Origin of the sequence: Cupriavidus sp. D39 (genome assembly GCF_026627925.1) — a bacterium.
GTDB lineage: Bacteria > Pseudomonadota > Gammaproteobacteria > Burkholderiales > Burkholderiaceae > Cupriavidus > Cupriavidus ulmosensis.
This window is the reverse complement of record NZ_JAPNLE010000009.1, coordinates 2597516-2615205: the sequence shown is the minus strand read 5'-3', so window position 1 is coordinate 2615205 and position 17690 is coordinate 2597516. Positions and strand designations below refer to the sequence as shown.

The window sequence follows — 17690 nt, the reverse complement described above, 5'->3', positions numbered from 1 at the left end:
GGTTGGCGCTCAACGATGCGTCGCCGCAGGTGACCACCGTGCGGCGAAGTTAAGCAAGCTTGGAGACGGATGACAGCCGGCTGCAGGTCGCTTAACATCGCTCCTATGATCACCCATGCACACATCAATCCTGCTCTGTTGAGTTGGTCGCGGGAACGCGCCGGGCTAACTCAGCATGCACTCGCACAGGGATTGTCCGTTAAGCCAGACCAGGTGGTTGCATGGGAAGCCGGGGATAGCTTGCCGACGTTCAAGCAAGCTCAGTAGTGGGCCTCCGTTGCGCACGTACCTTTTGGCTTCTTGTTTCTACTTGCGCCAACCGAGGAAGAGCTTGCCTTTGCCGGATCTGCGAACGGTGGGGGCAATCCTCCACCGCGGCCCAGTATTGATTTGCTCGATACAATTCGAGATGTGTTGCGCAAACAAGTCTGGTACCTCGACTATTTGAACGATCAAGAGCGCGAAAAGCTGGATTTTGTCGGTCGATTCACGGTGAAGTCGCTGGTCAGTGAAGTCGTCGATGACATGCGGAAAAGGCTTGGCGTGGATCACGATGACCGAAGTCAAAGCGGGGACGAGTACTTTCGTAGGCTAGTGCGTTCTGCGGAGGCACTCGGCATCCTCGGCATCCTCGTCATGCGAAGCGGCATAGTCGGAACCCACACTCGCCGCAAGCTCGACGTTGGCGAATTCCGCGGCTTCGCTGTAAGCGACTCCTTGGCGCCAGTTATATTCATGGCTCGTCGGGGGAATCTGTGGGTAGTTTGAGGCGATTTACGAGGGACAAAGGAAGCGATAGAGCTTCTTGCAGGTCGCGTCGAAAGAGCTCTGGGCATCTTCACTAAGATGCCGAGTTATCAAGGGACCACCGTATTCATGGATCTGGCTGAGAACGAGCGCATTGGCATCCATCGCGGCTGCATGCTTGTCTTCGTAACGGACTTCAATGAGATGGCCGCCGAGTATCCAGAGGTTATCGCGGTGGCGGTACAACGTCTTGCGCGCATATCCCTGTGCGAGCAGGTGTTGCAGGAAAGGCGTGAACACTTCTACGATCGCCTGGCCAGGCGGGATATCCTCGTTGTCGAAGCGCCATGAAGCGGGCCAGTCCTTAAGGTCCGGGACGTAGCGCGCCAGTGCATCGAGATCCGGGGCGACAATAGCGGCTTTGCCCTTGTCGCTTCTGACCCTGCTAACCATGTTGCTGACCCGCCTGCTGAATGCCTGTCATCATATTCCCGGTTTCGTTTATGAAGGTGCGCGGCTGTGCGAGGCAACCCAGTCCATCGAGATCGACGTACGGCCGCGCAAGGGCTCGAAGCCGATCTGTTCATGCTGTAGCCAGCCTGCGCGGGGTTACGACACGCTCGCACAGCGCAGGTTCGAGTTTATTCCGGTCTGGGGTTTTGCCGTGTTCTTGCTCTATACCATGCGGCGCGTCGATTGTCGTGACTGTGGCGTCAAGGTCGAAGCCCTGCCGTGGGCCGATGGCAAGCACACGCTCACGCGGGCTTACATGCTGTGTGCGACGTGAAAGTCGCGTAGTTCGTTGTTTTACCGTCGAAGTCTGACGGGAGGAAACCGGGCGTTCCGTCGCCCGTAGTCTATCGGTGCATGCGTGGCTGGCAACGGCTGAGTGTGAAGCCACCGAGACAATGTAGCCCGGCGATAGCCAAACGGAGATCGTGAGATCGACGTTCCTCTGCAAGTGTCAATGCGGAGGGGGCGCTAGGCTGGACGGTAAGGTTAAGGAATCTGAATCGCTGATAAACACCGTCATAAGCAACGGGCCAAAGACACTGACAGGCCCTACCCAAAACGGGAATGTAGCGGGTCTGCTCTCTACGGCATGGGGCAGCACGGACGAAAGCGCTACCGGTGGAAAAGCGGAACCTAACCCGTTCGTGCGAATTACGCGGAACACGGTAAACCCGTATCGCTGCCCGGTTGGGCAGGTCAACCGTAAGGAAGACTGTGAGTGGTGCGGGCAGAGGATTGCGGAAGAAGCGAAGGCCGCTGGGTAATCTGGCGGATAGGGATTGCGTCGCAAGACAACATCATCCTACGCGAAAGCGGGCAGACTTCCGCATGGTCATTCATGGCGAGAGAATCTTGAAAAAACCGTTGTACGAGGGAAAGCAGATGACAGCGAACGACACGAATGTGCCGGGCGATGGTGCGTCCTCGCCTGCCGCGGAAATGTGGGATCAGGTGGACTGGTCCCACATCGAGGCGGAAGTGAAGCGGCTTCAGATGCGTATCGCCAAGGGAGTTCGGGAAGGCCGATGGGGCAAGGTGAAAGTCTTGCAACGTCTGTTGACCCGCTCGCATAGCGGCAAGATGTTGGCCGTGAAGCGAGTGACGGAGAATCGAGGTAAGAGAACGCCGGGGGTGGACGGGAGGATTTGGAAATCCCCGGCGGCCAGATGGAAAGGGATGTTGTCGCTGCGGCATCGCGGCTATCGAGCGATGCCGTTGCGGCGCATCTACATACCCAAGAGCAATGGGAAACGGCGTCCGTTGGGAATTCCTTGCATGCGGGACCGGGCGATGCAGGCTTTGTGGAAGCTCGCGCTGGAACCTGTTGCGGAAACCCTGGCGGACTTGAACTCCTATGGCTTCCGGCCTGAACGCTCGACCGCCGATGCCATCGAACAGTGTTTCAACGCTCTGTCATTACGTAGTTCGGCGGAGTGGATTCTAGAGGGTGACATCCGAGGCTGCTTCGACAGTTTCAGTCATTCCTGGGTTCTGGAGCACATACCGATGGATAGGACGGTTCTGCGCAAATGGCTGGAGGCCGGGTACATCGATGAGGGATCTTTGTTTGAGACGCGGGCGGGTACACCCCAGGGGGCATCATCTCACCCGTGATCGCGAATATGGCGTTGGACGGGTTGGAGGCGGCCATCTACGCAAGTGTCGGATTGTCGGCAGGCGCGCGCCGAAGACTCAAGCTCAAGGTTCACGTCATCCGGTACGCTGACGATTTTGTCGCGACCTGTGCGTCGAAGGAAGTTCTCGAAACCAAAGTTCTCCCCGCTATCCGTCGTTTTATGGCGGCGCGCGGGCTGGAACTGTCGGAGGAGAAGACGCGGATTACGCACATATCGGAGGGATTCGATTTTCTCGGGCAGAACGTACGCAAGTACGGCTCCAGTTGCTGATCAAGCCAGCGAATAAGAGCATCAAGTCGCTGCTGAGCAAGGTCCGAGAGATCATCAAGGACAATGCGAGCGCCACGCAGGAGATGTTGATACGGCAACTCAACCCAGTTATTCGGGGATGGGCCATGTACCACCGTCACATCGTGGCGAAAGCAGTGTTCACATCGATCGACCACCACATCTGGCGCCTGCTCTGGAATTGGGCAATGCGCAGGCACCCCAATAAAGGAGCACGTTGGGTTAAAGATAGGTACTTCCCCACGGACGGAAGCCGGCAGTGGAACTTCGCCACGATGAGCGCAGCCAGGGGCAAAATCTTTGGTCTTAGACTCTTCAGTGCATCGACGGTGGCGATCACCCGCCACATCAAGATTCGCGCGTCCGCTAATCCGTTCGACCCGGAATGGCACGATTATTTCGCCCGTCGTCGAACCTCGAAACGCTCTGCCGGATTGCCCGGTGCCAGCCCATGGTGCTGATCGGAATGGCTTGAGCCGGATGCGGGGAAACTCGCCTGTCCGGTTCTTAGGGGCAGCGGCGCAGTAATGCGCCGCTGCTACCCGACTCCTGGCGCAGTGGGCACGCAAGCTGTCGTGGAAGGAGACGGCACAAAGCTTCCGCACCAGTTGGGAGAAAGTCTTCAACGCTGTGGAGTGGGTGGTCGACTGGGGGCTGTGCCATCGCGAACTCGGTACGATCCGTGCCTTTGGCGTCGACGAAATCCAGTATGGTCGTGGACACAAGTACCTCACACTGGTCTACCAGATCGAGGCTGGCTGCACCCGTCTGCTATGGGTTGGGCAGGAGCGCACGAAAGAAAGCTTCGCGAAGTTCTTCGCCATGATCGAAAAACAGCTTTGTGAGAAGGTTGAGTTCGTCTGCTCGGACATGTGGAAGCCCTACCTTGAGATGATAGCGCTGCATTGCCCCAATGCGCTGAATATCCTGGACCGTTTCCACATCGTTGCGAAGATGAATAAGGCCATCGATGAGGTCCGCGCTGACGAATCACGCCGCATGGTCCGCGATGGATACGAGCCGGTGCTCAAGAAGTCCCGCTGGTGCCTGCTCAAACGTCCGGAAAACCTGACCGACAGACAGCGACTGCGCATGCGTGACTTGTTGCAGTACAACCTGCGCACCGTGCGGGCCTGGCTGCTCAAAGAGGAATTCCAGCAGCTCTGGGATTACATCTCACCGGTCTGGGCCGGAAAATTCCTCGACCAGTGGTGTACTCAGGTGATGCGCTCGCGCATCGAGCCAATGAAGAAGTTCGCCCGCACCGTGCGTGCCCACCGTGAGCTGATCCTCAACTACTTCCATGCGCGCAAGCAGTTCTCCAGCGGCATCATCGAGGGTCTGAACAACAAGGCCAAAGTCACCATGAGAAAATCGTACGGATTCCGAACCTTCAGGGCGACGGAAATCGCGCTATATCATGCACTTGGCAATCTTCCTGAGCCTCCGTCAACCCACACATTTTTCTGACGAACCATATTCATAAACAGTGCCGACGCACCTGCGGCGCGCCTCTTTACTTTGATCCACGAACTGGCCCATGTGTGGATAGGCAGCAGTGGTGTCTCGAATGTTTCGCACGCGAATATCCGACGAGAAGAGACTTTCTGCAATGCAGTTGCTGGCGAGTTCCTGGTGCCGGAGCTGGAGTTCCGCCGGCATTGGCTAAGTCGCGAAGAGTGGCATCTGAATCTGCCGGAATTGGCTACTCGATTTCATGTCAGCAAGTTAGTAATCGTGCGGCGCGCTGCCGACCTCGGTTATATCAGTCGAGAAGACTATTCCGAATACTACCTTCAGGAACTGGAGGCCTTCCGCCAGAGGGAGAAATCCGGCGGGAGCTTTTATCGCAACGCCGGCGCCAAGAATAGTCCACGTTTCAGCCGGGCTGTATTGGCAGAGACGATGAGCGGTCGATTACTTCTTCGTGATGCCGGCAAGTTGTTGGGCATGCAGCCAGCGAAAATACGGAACTATGCGGAGACTCTGGCCGAATGAGGTACCTGCTTGACTCCAATACGCTCATTGAGGCGAAGAACCGCTACTACCATATGGCCATCTGTCCAGGCTACTGGCAGTGGATCTTGCACAAGAATCAGACGCGGGAAATTGGCAGCATCACAATGATCGCGGATGAACTGTTGCGTGGTTACGACGAACTGAGGGACTGGGCGGCCGATCACGCAGGAATCTTTGTTCCGATAACCGATGCGCCGACACAAGAGGCGTTCGCTACGGTCGCTGCGCAAGTTGCTGCCCAGTCCCCTCGCATGAAGGTGGGCGCCTTGGAAGATTTTCTGTCCGGTGCTGACCCGTGGTTGATCGCGAAAGCCATGGTGACCGGTGCGGCGGTTGTTACCCATGAGGCATTCAATCCGGACGTTAAGAGGAAATTCCTAATTCCTAACGTCTGTCGGCACTTTGGCGTTCAGGTGCTGAACACTTTTGAATTGCTGCACACGCTCAAAGCGGAATTCGTCTTGCCCGGTTGAGTCATTTGCCGAGCCGGGATGCCACCGATGCGGCCACGGACTGCCGCAACTGCAACCCATTCCCCTACGGACGGCCGTATCGTATCTACTTGTTTTTCTTGGGAAATGCAGTGGTGCCCGGGGTCGGACTTTCGAACTTAGGGCGCTGGCCGGAAAGCCTTATGGGGACTGATCGCGCGCTGTGGCGGGTTGAAAAGTTACCACAGAGGTTACCACGAACTCGACTCAGCAGCCCCAATCAGGCGTGCTGGTGCCAGTGATCAAAGAAAACCTGCCCGCATTCCATCACGGTCATGCTGTCGCTGATGAGCTGCGGGTGGAGATAGACGGGACGCTGTTGGTTCATATTCGAAAATGCAGGAACGAAGACGAAGCTTGGCTTCCCAAGTGCAAGCCGCCGCGCGGACATCTCATCAGCCTTGGCAAACTCATGAGCTTGGAGAAGCGCCATCTCGTCGTTGAACAGACGTTGAAACAACTCGCCTTCCTCTGGTGTGAAGACGCTCGGTGGAACGTAAAGTGGAACCTGATGGGCTAAGGCATCCCTATACGTCTTTAGATACTCATCCCTCCAGCGCGCCGTGGGGGCAGAGACTACATACTCCGCAAGTTTCTGCGGGAGGAATTTCCTCGTCTTCCTGTGAAACAGCCCGACATCACGGATGTCTAGTTGAGCGTCCAGCCCGTGGCGGTGGACGAACGCCCACGCGAAGTTCTCGAACACTCCATAGAGATTAATGAAGTAAGCATGCAGATTGATCTGGACATCCTCCAGATCATCCTTTTTCATCGGGTGTTGTATGTCGGGCGGGAACAGGCGAAAAATGTTAGTCAACGCCCGAGCCATGACTTGCAGGCGGCGGCCTGCCCCGTGTTGCAAATGTTCAATTACAGGCACGGTTTGCCCACGTGCTTGGATAACGCACCGCTCTATGAGGTCGCTAAGCCCGACTAGGGTATGCCCACACTCATGCACGAACCGTGCAGAATCTTCCGCTGTATATCCCACTCAATAGTCCTTTCCCATTTGGCGGTAGGCGCCACCTCCACTGGGCATGATTTTCTAGAAGTCAGCCTTGCTTGCGGAGGGTCTTGGGACGCCATCCACGAAGATGACCTTTGGCGCTTTCCCCTCCGCGTCGATGATCTTATTCCTGAATCCACCAATCCTGGCATCGGATGCCCCTCCATTGTCGATGACAAGATATACCCCGCGAGTTGCATTTTTCCGCCTGCTGATAAATCGGGAGTTGCCGCTCGAATCCGTGCACGAGCTGTGAGTTGCTCGTCAGCTTTATCTCGACCAGCACTTTTCCTTCGAACCCTCGGCTTACCTTGAAGTCCACCGGCCCTCGTCCCCCGTCGCTTTCGGGCGAGAGGTCCAAGTTGTTTGCGCGGCAGTAGGCTGAGGCAACGCCGAAGAACAGAAGTTGGGCTGCTGATTCATGCTTGCGCTGCCCATTCTTGTCATAGAGAAGCTTGCAGAGTTGGTTGTCCTCAAGGAGCTTCTTGAAGTGATTGCAGATAGTTAAAACCACTCCTTCAACTTCGTCCAGCGGGGGCTGCTCGGAGAGTTTCAACGGGAGGGGGACGTTGTCTACAACCTGCCGTGAAGCTCTATACCAAGCGACTTCGCCCGAGCGGTCTTCTTCGAAATCGTAGTGATCTCTCTGCCCCTTTAGGTACGCCTCAATAACCTCACGAAGAGCGTCTGGCTGGCTGATGAAGGACTTGCGCAGGGCATACTTCATCTCAGTGACCGTGGCCTTGCCCCATGAATCACCCAAAATCTGATTCATCTCCTTCCGTAGTTGATCATTTTGCTGTGTGATCCAATAGATGTCGCCAAACTCTTCTGCTACAGGGAGGTCGCGTAAGACATTTCTCGGAACCAGTATCACTGCAGTACCAGTTAAGGGATTCCTCGGCATGTCTTCCTTCGGTTCACCCCTGACGACTGGAAGTGCCTCCATTGGGATGCCACAGTCGCTGCAAACGCGTTGAGTGAAGGCGATAAGGTCCTGAATAATAATCCGTGCGATCATGTCGCTAATACGATCAGGTCCGATATTTTCCTCAAAGGCGCCCACGAGTTCAAACAGAGCCGGGTCCTTTACGCCAGCCTGAACAATTTCATGTATTGTCCCCAAAGTTGGCCTCGAAGCTTGGGTCCCATGCCGCTGCCGCCCGTGCTGTTCTTTGCGTACCCAATGCAAAGACCGTTGACCTCGGGAAAAGTTAGCATCTTGTCCGCAGCGCGCCACAAGGCATCCCCCTTCTTGTTGATTCCAGCTATGACACGTAAGACGTTCCCGAAATGGGCAGAAACTCGCTCGTAGCTGGGTGCCAGTTCGGGTACATTCGTATGGCGTAAGTGGCTTGGATCAATGAAGAGGCGCGTATCGACACTTAACACTGGATCAAATGCGCCCGTGGCATCAAAGACTTCCACTGGAATTCCGAAGTGATCTGCGAAGCTTTGAACCACAGGTTTTCCCCTGAGAGTTAAATTTTCGAAAGTAAGGTTAATATAATAACCATATCAGGTATGGTTGATTTTTGGTAGTTACCCTTGAGGGGTAATTGACTGTACTGTATGGAGTTGAGGAGGGCAAATAAAATTCCCCAAAAATCCGAGAGGGTATCTGATAAAGCCACACCCTGGCTTTCCCCCCGTGCCCCCTCGCGCGCCAGCGTATGCACCCGCGCCATTCAGACACGTGCAGCCCATTAGACGCCCGTGCGCGTACCCTCTAGCTGGCCGCTGAGTTAGCCTGGCGACTCCCGTTATTCGCCGTTTGCTTCTTCATCGACGTCCACTGGCTGGTCATCATCTGCAACGCGCTGCTTGGAGCGCAGCACTGTCAGTACCGTTTCTCGATCATCGTAAAAGTCGTGCAATAGGTGTGCCGCATACTGCCGCGCAGTCTCAACCTCGGCTTTGGAAACCTCACGCCACTCCTCGTGAAGGACGTAGTTTCCTAGTGTCCGGATTTCATCGTGCGCACGCTTGCGACGCGCGGCAGTGATCACTCCGTCTGACGCGGCTAGATCAATTTGCTGCTCCAGTGGCGTGCCCTTCTTCAGCTTGTACCCATTTGCGCGGAGAGTTTTATCTAGCACCGAGCGGAACAGTGCCGCAGCCGCGCGGTAGCATCCGGCCTCAGCGCACTCTTCGCCTTCCCTGAATTCTTTGACGATTCCCGTTGGAACTCCCTCAGGAAGGGTTGAGCGGTTTTCCGCCTCTGGGTAGAAATCAACTAAGTCAACGTAGCCACGGTGATCCGCGTAGCCCATTAGCGTAATGAGCGCGCCAGCGCCGCATCCTGAGCATCGAGCGAGCCTGTATATCTCCTGCCCCCTTCAGCGGCGCGGAAGATTTGCCCGAACTCTCCGCGCATAGGGTCCCCTATCAAGAACGCGGTTAGTGCCCCGTTACAAGTGGGGCAGTGCGCAATAACGTGCCCATTGTCATTTATGGTCGCCATGCTTGATTCAGGTTGATTGGGCAAGGAAGTATTGTCTGCGATACTCCGCCGTTTTGGTGCCCTCCTTTAGAATGTCAGGCTGAGGTGTACGCCAACTGGACGTCAGGATCATCCCGCCGCATCTGTCAGGTTAGGGCCTTATTTGGATTTTCTTGACATAATCAGTAATGGGTCTTAGAGTCCATTCTGACACTTCTGGGATGGGAGCAGGGACATGAGCGCAGGTAAGCGGGTTGCCTATGTGCGGGTGAGCACGGTAGACCAGAACACGGACCGCCAGTTGGAAGGCGTGGCAGTGGACAAGACCTTCACGGACAAGGCCAGCGGCAAGGATATCCAGCGGCCCCAGCTCCAAGCGGCATTAGATTACGTGCGGGAAGGCGATACGCTGGTGGTGCATTCGATGGACCGCCTGGCGCGGAACACTGAAGACCTCCTGCGCATGGTCCGTGAGCTGACCGCTAAGCATGTGAGCGTGGAGTTTGTGAAAGAGCGGCTCACCTTCAGCGGCCAGAGCGATGACCCTATGGCTACCCTGATGATGACCATGCTTGGCGGCTTTGCTCAATTCGAGCGGTCTTTGATCCGTGAGCGCCAGCGTGAGGGTATCGCCATCGCTAGGGAGAAAGGGGTGTACAAGGGCCGCAAGGCCGCATTGAACCTTGAGCAAGTCGCCACTCTGAAGCAGCGGGCTGCAGCGGGCGATAAGAAGGCCGCTATTGCGCGTGACCTAGGCATCAGCAGGGAGACCCTATATCAATATCTGAGGCAGGCTGAGGGAGCGGATGCTGGGGGGCTAGCGCTTGGGAGCCAATCCTAACGATACGAGCCTGTTCCCCTTCATGGGGACGACGCTGACAGTTCCGGAGCTATAGAGGGCAATTTGATCGGGCGACGCGGCAATGAGAAAACCCTCAACCGCTGGCTTATTGTCCTGGTCCAAACGGAGGCAAACGGCCTTCCCGGGCTTCTCGCAGCCTCCGGCATACGCCTTTACCGCTTCGTCATACGCGAGGTCGGCAGCGGTTTGACCAATGATGGCAGGGACTGCGATAACGAAAATAACTGCCAGCAAGAAGACGAAAGTGGCGTAGACAGTGAAGCCTGCAATCAGTGCCCCCTTTGCACCAGCTCGAAGCCAATGCTTTGTTGCCCAAAGGTCGCGCATCTGTTGACGCATCTTGCTGCTCTTTTCTGGCGCCAGGCTTGTGCGCGGCTTGGTGCTGAATATGGCGGCCAAGCACATTATGTACAGAACTGAACCAAGCGCCCCAAGCAGCGACAGAAACGGGTGCGTATTGAGTGAATGCAGGATGTGCGTACTCAGCCTGAAAACGGCAACAGCTCCCATGACGAAATTGCCGGATGCGTCCAGGGGAAATAGTTGGTTGTCCAAGTGGAAGCGCGCCAGGTACCGCGAATAGTACATGGTCCCAACAAAATAGCCGCTGACAGTCAGCAGCACGCCCATAGCCGCGCGTGCGCTTAGCAAAGCTGAAAAAATACGCTGGGCAGTTGGGGGATTCTGGCGAACCGAGACTGGGCTGTCTGCTTCCACTTATGGGCTCCGGAGAAATCTGTAGGGAGACCATATTAAGCCATTAGCGCAGACCAATGAGCAGCGGGGGAAGTTAGCCGCATGCTAGCTCAAGGGGAAGCTGTATCGGCGTTGGCGCGAGAGTTCGACACCGGCAGGCCGACCATCATGCGGATTCGGGAGACGGCCGTATCCAGCGCAGCGTGACCCAGCGTTTTGGGGAGGGAATCTCTCCGCCTCCCTCCCATGGCTTCAAATGGGCACTTAGGCCGGTAAGTAAATCGACAATCCGGAATTCGGGCCAGGGGCATGCCGAGCGCTTTGTCAACATAGGGCTCAGCTCGAAGCGCAGCAAGTAGAGCATTTGGCTCAAACGCCTGTCCGATGAGCCTCTCGGATTCTGATCGAGGCTTCTCCGAATAGCGCGCTCGGAACGCTACTGGGCGGGTATTGATGTCTATCGCACGTAGGCAGATGCCCCGCATATAGAACCGATTGAACTCCCCTTCAGCCAGTACCTCATGGGCATTGGAAGGGACCTTTGCTACGGACACCGTTCCGGTGGCGGGGTAGTGCCGCTCCTCCGTTTCGTTCAGAAAGCGGCGCCTGTAAATCTCCTGCGCTAGCCAGTCATCGTGGTTCGCGTTAATCGCCTCCGCGAATAGCTCAGCCCAGCCAGCGCGGCCAACTGGACTCAGCCTAGGACTGAAATAGAGCTTATTTCCTCTCAAGTCCTCGGCTACCTCAGCAGCCATCAGCTGGCGCGTCACGTCATCCAAGTTCCGGTATTCAAGAGCCATTGCAACCCCTAAGGAATGCTGCTGTTCGTTTTTGGCTACCTAACTTCGGTCGATTCAGCCATGCCGAAGTCCAGACTATAGGAGACGCAAAGTTTTTTTGTACCCCCCATTAGCCTTGTATAGCTCACCTACATTTACGGCTTCAACCGGGAGCGCGTAAACTTCAGTCACTCATTACTGACCACGCTAGGCCCCCATGACTGAACTCAAGCAGCCCACCCCTGAAGAAGTACGCGCATTGCTGAACGATTCCGGCTTGAGCCGCGAGGACTTCGCAGCGCTTGTCCACGTATCCAAGCTAACTGTTCACAAGTGGGTCCTCCCGAAGGATTCAGAGAACCATCGCGGGATTCCCCTTGCTGTGTGGGAATTGCTGCTTCTGAAGCTGGGCAGGCACCCCGAGAAGAAACTAGTTGACCTGTAACCCATTGGGTTATTATCATGGCTTCCCTGTGTGGCGAGCATCCCGCAAGCCCCAATACCTGCAAAGGTCCCGCATGTCCATCCTCAGCATCTCCCGCGTTCCCTTCTCGCTGTCCATCGACGGCTCCCGCAGCTTCTTCCTCCGCATCGGCAAGCGTGCCTTGCACATCTGCCCTGACTATGTAACCCGCGACCGTACCCCGCGCCTGTTCGAAGCGTGTGCAGGGGAAGAAAAGGGTAGCTGGGAAATGCTCATCCTGCGCCGCTGGCTGGTCACTGCCTCCGTCGAAGGCTAAAACCCACCCTCGCTCTAGGCCCCCAAGCGGCCCCAGCAGTCTCCCTACAAAGCGCCTTCCGGTCATCGGTTGGCGCTTTTGTGTTTCTGGCACCCATAAAGCCTTGCCCAATAAGGGCTAGCGGGGAAATGGCCTCTAAAACCTCCCTCTCGCAATAGGGCAAATTTGGGCAGCACATGAATTCGTGCGCTGAATTACCGCCCGTACGCATTTCCTGGCGCTTCCCATCTGACCAATTCAGCGCCACTGGGGGATAGACACTCCCTGCCGGTCAGGTCCGTGGAGGTGGCATCTGCCATCCCTGCGGCTTCCCTTTCATCCTCCAGTTAAACCCATGTCAGCTACCAACCATCGCGCAAAGCGAGGCAAGCCCTCGCCATCGTGGCCCCCTGAGCCCACTCCGGACGGTCTCAAGTACCGCCCAGCAACTCCAGAAGACGCCGCAGCACTGGCCCCTCGGCTTCGCGCTAGTGACCTTGATGAACTCGCCCGGGTCAGTGACCGGCCAATCGTTGACCGCCTCCTAGATGGCGTCAGGCTCTCCGATGAATCTTGGTCCTGCCTCAAGGACGGAGAGGTAATCGGGATCATCGGTGTGGGCCGCAATGGCACGCTGGGGACGGTCTGGATGCTGTGTGCCCCTGAGGTGGAGCGACACCCGCGCCTCATGTTGGAACATCCCCGAGCTTGGCTGAGCAGTATTGAGGGCCGCTACAGCATGCTCTGCAATGCCGTTAGCGAGCACAACACGGCCACCGTTGAATGGCTCAAGCACTTGGGTTTCACCATTGGCGACGTGTGCTCTGGGTTCGGCAAGCCTGGCGAGGCCTTCTGGCTGTTCCATCGGAGCCCCTCGAATGTGTGAGCCGGTAACCATTGTTGCCGCTGCTACTGCGATTGCGGGCTTGGCCATTCAAGGTGAGTCAGCACGAAAGCAGACCAACGCAATTCAAGCGGCCTACGATGACAACGTGGTCCAGACCCGCAATCAGCAGGTCGAGCAGGACACACAGGCGAAGGATCAGATGTCTGAGCGCGCGCGCCAAGCCATGATTGAGACCGGTCATCTTCAAGCGTTAGCGAACGAGTCTGGAACCACGGGTGGCAGTAACGACCGCGTAACCAATGAGGCCAACTTCAGCGCTGGGCAAGACATTGCAGCCATTCAGGGCAACTCCCAAGCCGCCCAAAAGCAACTCGCTCAAGCAGCCCGTAGCGGCTATGCGACAGCCGTAAGCCGCCAGTCCCAAGTTCAGCAGCCGAGCCTCATCGGGGCTGGGTTGCAAATCGCGGGGACATACGTAAGTCAACAAGCCAAGGTCGACCAGGCCAAGAGCGCAGCAGTGAAGGGTTCTACCTGAGGTGCGAGGCGGTGCTTGTGCTGCCTCTCCCATGTTTATGCTTCTGCATGAGCCTATCTGTTTCTTCGTGATTCTGAGCCCTTAGCGGGCTCTTTCTTTTTCCACTATTCGCTATCCTATGCCTGACCCCCAGCAACTTCCTCGGTCCATCACTGAACGCCACCAAGGCCCCGCTAGCGCCGCCCAGCGCCAAGTCTTTTCGACACCCCAAGCGCGCCCGGTAGACACCTTTGCGGCGCCCATTCAGGACCAGACCTTGAACGGTCTCATCACCGGCCTGAAGAGCTTCAACCCTGCCCTTGAGCAGTACGTACAGGTGCAGGGAGCCAAGGAAGCTGATGCAGCTTTCAAGGCGGGCACCGCGCAGGGGCAGCTAGCGGACACCCTTGGCCCCATTGAGCACGGCCCTATTCAGGTTCCACCGCTCCCTGAGGACCAGAAGGTAGACCCAGCGTTTGCCCCTACGTTCTCAGCGGGCTACCGCCAGGCTGTCGGTGCGAAGATTGGTAACCAGATCAGCAATGACATCCTGGGCCAGTACGAGCAGGGCAAGAACGCGGAGGACTTCAACCCCGAAGCCTTCCTCGCCCAGCACACCCGCGAGCAAACGCAGGGCATCACTGACCCGGCCATCCGTGAGGCTGTTGCTAAGTCCATCGCTGCGACCGCCGCTAGCGTCCGGAGTGACTTCCGCCAGGTGCAACTTCAGCGCCTGAAGGAGAACGCCACGCAGACTCTATCGTCCCTCGTGGGCTCCGCAATGGCTCCCTCGAAGACACCTGAGCAACAGTATCAAGCGCTGGTCAATGACGTAGAGCCCGTGCGCAAGCAGATGGGCCTACAGACCCGCGCGGAGGTTGCGGAGATGGTCTTCCAGCAAGCTCAGATGAATTCGTCCAAGGCGGGCGGTCAGCCTGAGCTGTTCGACATCTTCACGAATCACAAGGACCCCGCAACGGGCCTGACGATGGCTGATATGAATCCGAAGCTGAAGGCGCACATTGCATCGGCGCGGGAACAGGCGGTCAGTCAGCAGAACAAGCGGATTCAGCAGGGTCAGCAGGTTGACTTCTTCAAGCAGTCCGTAGCGGATGAAGAAGCGGCCAAGTCTGGCAATGCTCCATCTATCGAATCCTACGTGAGCCGCATCGGCCCCCTCAATCAGTTCCATGATGCGAACGCTGCGCTGTCCGCGTGGCGGCGTGACCAAGAGCTGGCAGAGAAGGCGAAGGTAACCACGCAGTCCGTCTTAGCTGTCGGTAACGGTACAGCATGGGGGCTTACCAAAGAACACGCTCAGGCAGCCATCGATACCGCCACAGGCCCTGATACTGATCTACTAATTCGGGCCGCGTCTGCGCAGCAGAGCGGGGACTTTTCACAAGCCCCTGAAGTGCGCCAGGCAATCCACTCGATTGTGGACATTACCGGGCGGTCTGGCCGGAGCGACATTGCTAACTCACGTCTGAAGGGCATGATTGACGGTACGGTTAATGCTGTACCGCCCAAGGACGGCAAGCCATCCAGCCAGTTCATGCTTGCAGCCGCGCTCTATGCTGGCATGCCGGACCAAGTTCGCGCCTTGTATTTCGATGAAAAGGCCGATTCGGTGTACGGCTCCTATGTGAAGGACAGGCAAGGCGGCATCGACGCGCAGACCGCAGTGGGTAATGCATATCGGTCTGTCTCCGCCGAAGCGGTCAAGGCCGCCAAGGAACTCACCAGCAACCCTGAATGGAAAGCACAGACAGCCAAGACAGTCGCAAACCTGACCACCGAAGGTTGGCAGCACTGGCCTATTACAGGCTGGGTAGCCGAGCGCTTTGGAAGGGGGCGGCAGTGAACGAGAATGCTGTAACCAATTGGGCACAGCTTGATCTTCAACGGTACTACCTGCGGAATCCAAATGCCACCCCCGAGCAGGCCGATAGGTATATCGTCAATCGTGTCCGCTCTGCCTTCGTCTATGACCAGGCCAACCGCATCAATGTGGAGGTGCCTGAGGGCCGGGCCAGCGCGGATGTTGCCGAAGCCGTTACGGCCTACGTGAAGAAGGCGCAGGTGAAATACGGCATGGTTCCCAATGACGGCTTGATTCATGGCGCTATGGACGCCGTTGGCGGATTCATCACCGGTCAGCGTGACCCCATTCAGTCCGTGGGCCTCGTCCATGGCAAGGATGGACAGTACCAGCTCCGAGCCTTCGTGAATGGCAATCCTATCCACAAGCTGGAGGATGTGACCTTTGACCAAATCATTTCCCAGCATGCAGCCCAGAAGGTACTAAGCGACACCGAGCGATCATCTCTCAGCGCCCTCAAGCAGAAGCTGAGTGCAGGTACTGCAACCGCGCAGGACCTAGCCGAAAGCTCTGATGTAATCGCCAAGGCCAGGAGCCTCAGGCAAATCAATGAGACCACCACGGCGCAGATGGAGCAGGTCCGGGAGAAGGCATTCTCTGTTGCGAACGCGCGGCGGGTTCTCTTCCCTATGGACAGGCCCGATTTTACCGGCCTCGCCGGGTCCCGCCTTACCGGACAGGGCTCGAAGATTCAGGTGAATCAAGCTGCCTCCTTTGTGGCTGAGGGCGAACACTTCGCAGCCCTCACTGCGATGGGCGAAGGGCTGGTACTCAAAGCCACGGCTGACCCGAACCCGAAAGCCGGGAACAACATCGGCTACGGGTACAACCTGAATGCCAACGCGGCCACCGTTGCGGAGGACTTCAGGCGTGCTGGGATTCCCGTGGAGAAGCTGGATGGCATCAAGGCTGGCACTGTGCAGATTACCCCTGAGCAAGCCGCTCGCCTCCTGCGGGTCACCAAACCGCGCTATGAGTCCCTCGCACAGCAGTCCGTGGATGCCATTAAGCCTGGCATGTGGGCGAACATGAGCGAGGGCCAGCGTGCTGCCTTGGCGGATGTTGCCTATCAGACAGGGAATCCCGCTCAGTTCAAGACAGCCCTCTGGAAGCTCGCTGAGGGCGATGCGCAGGGTTTCAGGGATGCGCTTAAGGTCACCTACGTGAATTCCGAAGGGAACCGCGTGGAGGACACACGAAGAAATAAGCTTCGGTCTTTGATGATGGCGGGACCCAGCGCGTTCGTGCAGGGCATCCGGGAAGCCTCCCGCACTTCGCAGTAATCCCCCTTTGGGCCTCCCCGGTTTGCGCTGGCCCTTTCCTTTCTTTACCCTCTCACAGGTTACCTATGAATGAACCCAAACAGGGCGCACTGGATGCGCTCATGGGCGCCATTGCGCGCTCGGAATACGGCCACGTGCGTTTTGCTGATGGTGAGCTAGTCACAGGGCATGGCCCCCAACACTTTCGGACGATGGCAGAGCTTCGCGGTGTTGTTGCCGTGTCAGGACTCATCCGCACCGCTGAAGGCGATAGCTCTTGGTACTGGCTATTTCCAAGTGCTGCGGACTGTGCAACTTCTCTGAACACTAGCGGCTGGTATGGATGCCCCGGCTTGGAGCCTGAGTTTCTTGCTCTGGTCCCTGAGGCTGCGGACTCAGCCTGGCTGGCGGAGGCGTTGGGCTACAGCGCTGGCATTGTGAAGCCTTGGGCCTGAGTGCGGCTGGCTGCTTTCCTGAGCCCTTCGCGGGCTCCTATTCCTTTCCACAAGACCCATGAACACCACCATTAAAGATGAATCCCTGCCGCCGTGGGAGGGAAAAGACCAACTGACCGAAGCCAAGGCCGCCGCCACCCTTGCGGGCCTGAATAACCCGAATGCTGCTAGCCCCGCTGCGGCCCGCAAGGTCCGGGAGTCCTCCGGCCCTGCTTGGATTGACTGGGATGCGCCCGTGAACCCAGAGCCGCCAGTGCCCCTTATCGACTTCGCCAAGACCCTCAATGGGATCAATGCGATTGCCGTAAGCCGGGACCTCCATGACCTCGGCTATCTGATTCGCAGGCAGGGGAAGTATGTCCCACGCAAGGCCCGCGCTGGAGACCGCCGCTGGTTCGAGTCCAGAGATGTGAATGGGCGTGCTGTGGTATTCGTTACGGCAGTCGGCAGGGAACTGATGAGGGAACTGGCGAAGGACAAGAAGCTGACCTCGCTGAAGGGGCCAAGGCACGCACAGTAATCGCTAGGAG

General features: G+C 57.2%; 20 protein-coding genes and 3 pseudogenes. 17 read left to right on the top strand and 6 right to left on the bottom strand.

The window, feature by feature from the left end:
• The first annotated feature begins 69 nt into the window (after nucleotides 1–69).
• Both OMK73_RS39360 and OMK73_RS24335 read left to right on the top strand, forming a co-directional pair.
• Nucleotides 70–267, top strand: a complete 198-nt coding sequence (locus OMK73_RS39360; RefSeq protein WP_420715564.1) for a helix-turn-helix domain-containing protein — start codon at nucleotides 70–72, stop codon at nucleotides 265–267.
• Nucleotides 268–300: 33 nt separating this feature from the next.
• Entirely contained in the window at nucleotides 301–768 is a 468-nt protein-coding gene (locus tag OMK73_RS24335) for a hypothetical protein (RefSeq protein ID WP_267604276.1), read from the top strand.
• Nucleotides 769–774: 6 nt separating this feature from the next.
• Here the strand turns inward: OMK73_RS24335 and OMK73_RS24330 are convergent, their stop codons facing one another.
• Nucleotides 775–1200 carry a hypothetical protein gene (locus OMK73_RS24330; RefSeq protein WP_267604275.1) on the bottom strand — a complete coding sequence of 142 codons (426 nt, stop codon included), beginning with the start codon at nucleotides 1198–1200 and terminating at the stop codon, nucleotides 775–777.
• Between OMK73_RS24330 and OMK73_RS24325 the strand changes: the two are divergent.
• From OMK73_RS24325 to OMK73_RS24295, 6 genes and pseudogenes are all read left to right on the top strand, one after another.
• Nucleotides 1199–1522: pseudogene (locus OMK73_RS24325) on the top strand (transposase family protein); the annotation flags it as partial. The gene OMK73_RS24330 and the pseudogene OMK73_RS24325 sit on opposite strands and share 2 nt — an antisense overlap.
• Before the next feature lie 566 nt (nucleotides 1523–2088).
• A pseudogene (locus OMK73_RS24320) lies at nucleotides 2089–3167 on the top strand (reverse transcriptase domain-containing protein).
• On the top strand, nucleotides 3161–3646 hold the full coding sequence (locus OMK73_RS24310) for a group II intron maturase-specific domain-containing protein (RefSeq protein ID WP_267604271.1): 486 nt from the start codon (nucleotides 3161–3163) through the stop codon (nucleotides 3644–3646). Before OMK73_RS24320 ends, OMK73_RS24310 begins: the two are co-directional and overlap by 7 nt.
• Nucleotides 3647–3734: 88 nt before the next feature.
• Nucleotides 3735–4655: pseudogene (locus tag OMK73_RS24305) on the top strand (ISL3 family transposase); the annotation flags it as partial.
• A gap of 6 nt (nucleotides 4656–4661) precedes the next feature.
• Nucleotides 4662–5183, top strand: a complete 522-nt coding sequence (locus OMK73_RS24300; RefSeq protein ID WP_324291822.1) for an ImmA/IrrE family metallo-endopeptidase — start codon at nucleotides 4662–4664, stop codon at nucleotides 5181–5183.
• Nucleotides 5180–5677: a DUF4411 family protein gene (locus OMK73_RS24295; protein ID WP_267604270.1), complete on the top strand. Its 498-nt coding sequence runs from the start codon at nucleotides 5180–5182 to the stop codon at nucleotides 5675–5677. Before OMK73_RS24300 ends, OMK73_RS24295 begins: the two co-directional genes overlap by 4 nt.
• A 238-nt stretch (nucleotides 5678–5915) precedes the next feature.
• Here the strand turns inward: OMK73_RS24295 and OMK73_RS24290 are convergent, their stop codons facing one another.
• From OMK73_RS24290 to OMK73_RS24275, 4 genes are all read right to left on the bottom strand, one after another.
• A complete protein-coding gene (locus tag OMK73_RS24290; protein ID WP_267604269.1) occupies nucleotides 5916–6575 on the bottom strand; it encodes a hypothetical protein in 660 nt (219 codons plus the stop codon).
• Nucleotides 6576–6825: 250 nt separating this feature from the next.
• Nucleotides 6826–7827 carry a hypothetical protein gene (locus OMK73_RS24285; RefSeq protein WP_267604268.1) on the bottom strand — a complete coding sequence of 334 codons (1002 nt, stop codon included), beginning with the start codon at nucleotides 7825–7827 and terminating at the stop codon, nucleotides 6826–6828.
• A complete protein-coding gene (locus OMK73_RS24280) occupies nucleotides 7791–8129 on the bottom strand; it encodes a hypothetical protein (protein WP_267604267.1) in 339 nt (112 codons plus the stop codon). Before OMK73_RS24280 ends, OMK73_RS24285 begins: the two co-directional genes overlap by 37 nt.
• Nucleotides 8130–8464: 335 nt before the next feature.
• Nucleotides 8465–8974, bottom strand: a complete 510-nt coding sequence (locus OMK73_RS24275; RefSeq protein ID WP_267604266.1) for a DUF4145 domain-containing protein — start codon at nucleotides 8972–8974, stop codon at nucleotides 8465–8467.
• Nucleotides 8975–9379: 405 nt separating this feature from the next.
• Between OMK73_RS24275 and OMK73_RS24270 the strand changes: the two genes are divergently transcribed.
• Complete coding sequence (locus OMK73_RS24270; RefSeq protein ID WP_267604265.1) at nucleotides 9380–9985, top strand: recombinase family protein; 606 nt, start codon at nucleotides 9380–9382, stop codon at nucleotides 9983–9985.
• Here the strand turns inward: OMK73_RS24270 and OMK73_RS24265 are convergent.
• Nucleotides 9962–10723 (bottom strand): hypothetical protein, encoded by a 762-nt coding sequence (locus OMK73_RS24265; RefSeq protein WP_267604264.1) that lies wholly within the window; start codon nucleotides 10721–10723, stop codon nucleotides 9962–9964. The genes OMK73_RS24270 and OMK73_RS24265 overlap by 24 nt on opposite strands.
• Nucleotides 10724–10804: 81 nt before the next feature.
• Here OMK73_RS24265 and OMK73_RS39355 point away from each other — a divergent pair, with 81 nt between their 5' ends.
• From OMK73_RS39355 to OMK73_RS24225, 8 genes are all read left to right on the top strand, one after another.
• Complete coding sequence (locus OMK73_RS39355) at nucleotides 10805–10909, top strand: hypothetical protein (RefSeq protein ID WP_420715563.1); 105 nt, start codon at nucleotides 10805–10807, stop codon at nucleotides 10907–10909.
• 789 nt (nucleotides 10910–11698) lie between these two features.
• Nucleotides 11699–11926, top strand: a complete 228-nt coding sequence (locus tag OMK73_RS24255) for a helix-turn-helix domain-containing protein (RefSeq protein WP_267604262.1) — start codon at nucleotides 11699–11701, stop codon at nucleotides 11924–11926.
• 73 nt (nucleotides 11927–11999) lie between these two features.
• Complete coding sequence (locus tag OMK73_RS24250; RefSeq protein WP_267604261.1) at nucleotides 12000–12221, top strand: hypothetical protein; 222 nt, start codon at nucleotides 12000–12002, stop codon at nucleotides 12219–12221.
• Nucleotides 12222–12888: 667 nt separating this feature from the next.
• A complete protein-coding gene (locus OMK73_RS24245; RefSeq protein WP_267604260.1) occupies nucleotides 12889–13086 on the top strand; it encodes a hypothetical protein in 198 nt (65 codons plus the stop codon).
• On the top strand, nucleotides 13079–13582 hold the full coding sequence (locus OMK73_RS24240; RefSeq protein ID WP_267604259.1) for a virion core protein, T7 gp14 family: 504 nt from the start codon (nucleotides 13079–13081) through the stop codon (nucleotides 13580–13582). Before OMK73_RS24245 ends, OMK73_RS24240 begins: the two co-directional genes overlap by 8 nt.
• A gap of 256 nt (nucleotides 13583–13838) precedes the next feature.
• On the top strand, nucleotides 13839–15425 hold the full coding sequence (locus OMK73_RS24235) for a hypothetical protein (RefSeq protein ID WP_267604258.1): 1587 nt from the start codon (nucleotides 13839–13841) through the stop codon (nucleotides 15423–15425).
• The gene (locus tag OMK73_RS24230) at nucleotides 15422–16726 is read left to right on the top strand and encodes a glycoside hydrolase family protein (RefSeq protein ID WP_267604257.1); all 1305 of its coding nucleotides are present in this window, start codon (nucleotides 15422–15424) and stop codon (nucleotides 16724–16726) included. Before OMK73_RS24235 ends, OMK73_RS24230 begins: the two co-directional genes overlap by 4 nt.
• A gap of 492 nt (nucleotides 16727–17218) precedes the next feature.
• Nucleotides 17219–17680 carry a hypothetical protein gene (locus OMK73_RS24225; RefSeq protein WP_267604256.1) on the top strand — a complete coding sequence of 154 codons (462 nt, stop codon included), beginning with the start codon at nucleotides 17219–17221 and terminating at the stop codon, nucleotides 17678–17680.
• Nucleotides 17681–17690: the final 10 nt, after the last annotated feature.

What these genes read in the sequence shown, in the direction of transcription:
- OMK73_RS39360 (WP_420715564.1), top strand. Translation starts at nt 70, where the DNA reads ATGACAGCCGGCTGCAGGTCGCTTAACATCGCTCCTATGATCACCCAT.
- OMK73_RS24330 (WP_267604275.1), bottom strand. Translation starts at nt 1,200, where the DNA reads ATGGTTAGCAGGGTCAGAAGCGACAAGGGCAAAGCCGCTATTGTCGCC.
- OMK73_RS24295 (WP_267604270.1), top strand. Translation starts at nt 5,180, where the DNA reads ATGAGGTACCTGCTTGACTCCAATACGCTCATTGAGGCGAAGAACCGC.
- OMK73_RS24275 (WP_267604266.1), bottom strand. Translation starts at nt 8,974, where the DNA reads ATGGGCTACGCGGATCACCGTGGCTACGTTGACTTAGTTGATTTCTAC.
- OMK73_RS24270 (WP_267604265.1), top strand. Translation starts at nt 9,380, where the DNA reads ATGAGCGCAGGTAAGCGGGTTGCCTATGTGCGGGTGAGCACGGTAGAC.
- OMK73_RS39355 (WP_420715563.1), top strand. Translation starts at nt 10,805, where the DNA reads ATGCTAGCTCAAGGGGAAGCTGTATCGGCGTTGGCGCGAGAGTTCGAC.
- OMK73_RS24255 (WP_267604262.1), top strand. Translation starts at nt 11,699, where the DNA reads ATGACTGAACTCAAGCAGCCCACCCCTGAAGAAGTACGCGCATTGCTG.
- OMK73_RS24250 (WP_267604261.1), top strand. Translation starts at nt 12,000, where the DNA reads ATGTCCATCCTCAGCATCTCCCGCGTTCCCTTCTCGCTGTCCATCGAC.
- OMK73_RS24245 (WP_267604260.1), top strand. Translation starts at nt 12,889, where the DNA reads ATGTTGGAACATCCCCGAGCTTGGCTGAGCAGTATTGAGGGCCGCTAC.
- OMK73_RS24240 (WP_267604259.1), top strand. Translation starts at nt 13,079, where the DNA reads ATGTGTGAGCCGGTAACCATTGTTGCCGCTGCTACTGCGATTGCGGGC.
- OMK73_RS24225 (WP_267604256.1), top strand. Translation starts at nt 17,219, where the DNA reads ATGAACACCACCATTAAAGATGAATCCCTGCCGCCGTGGGAGGGAAAA.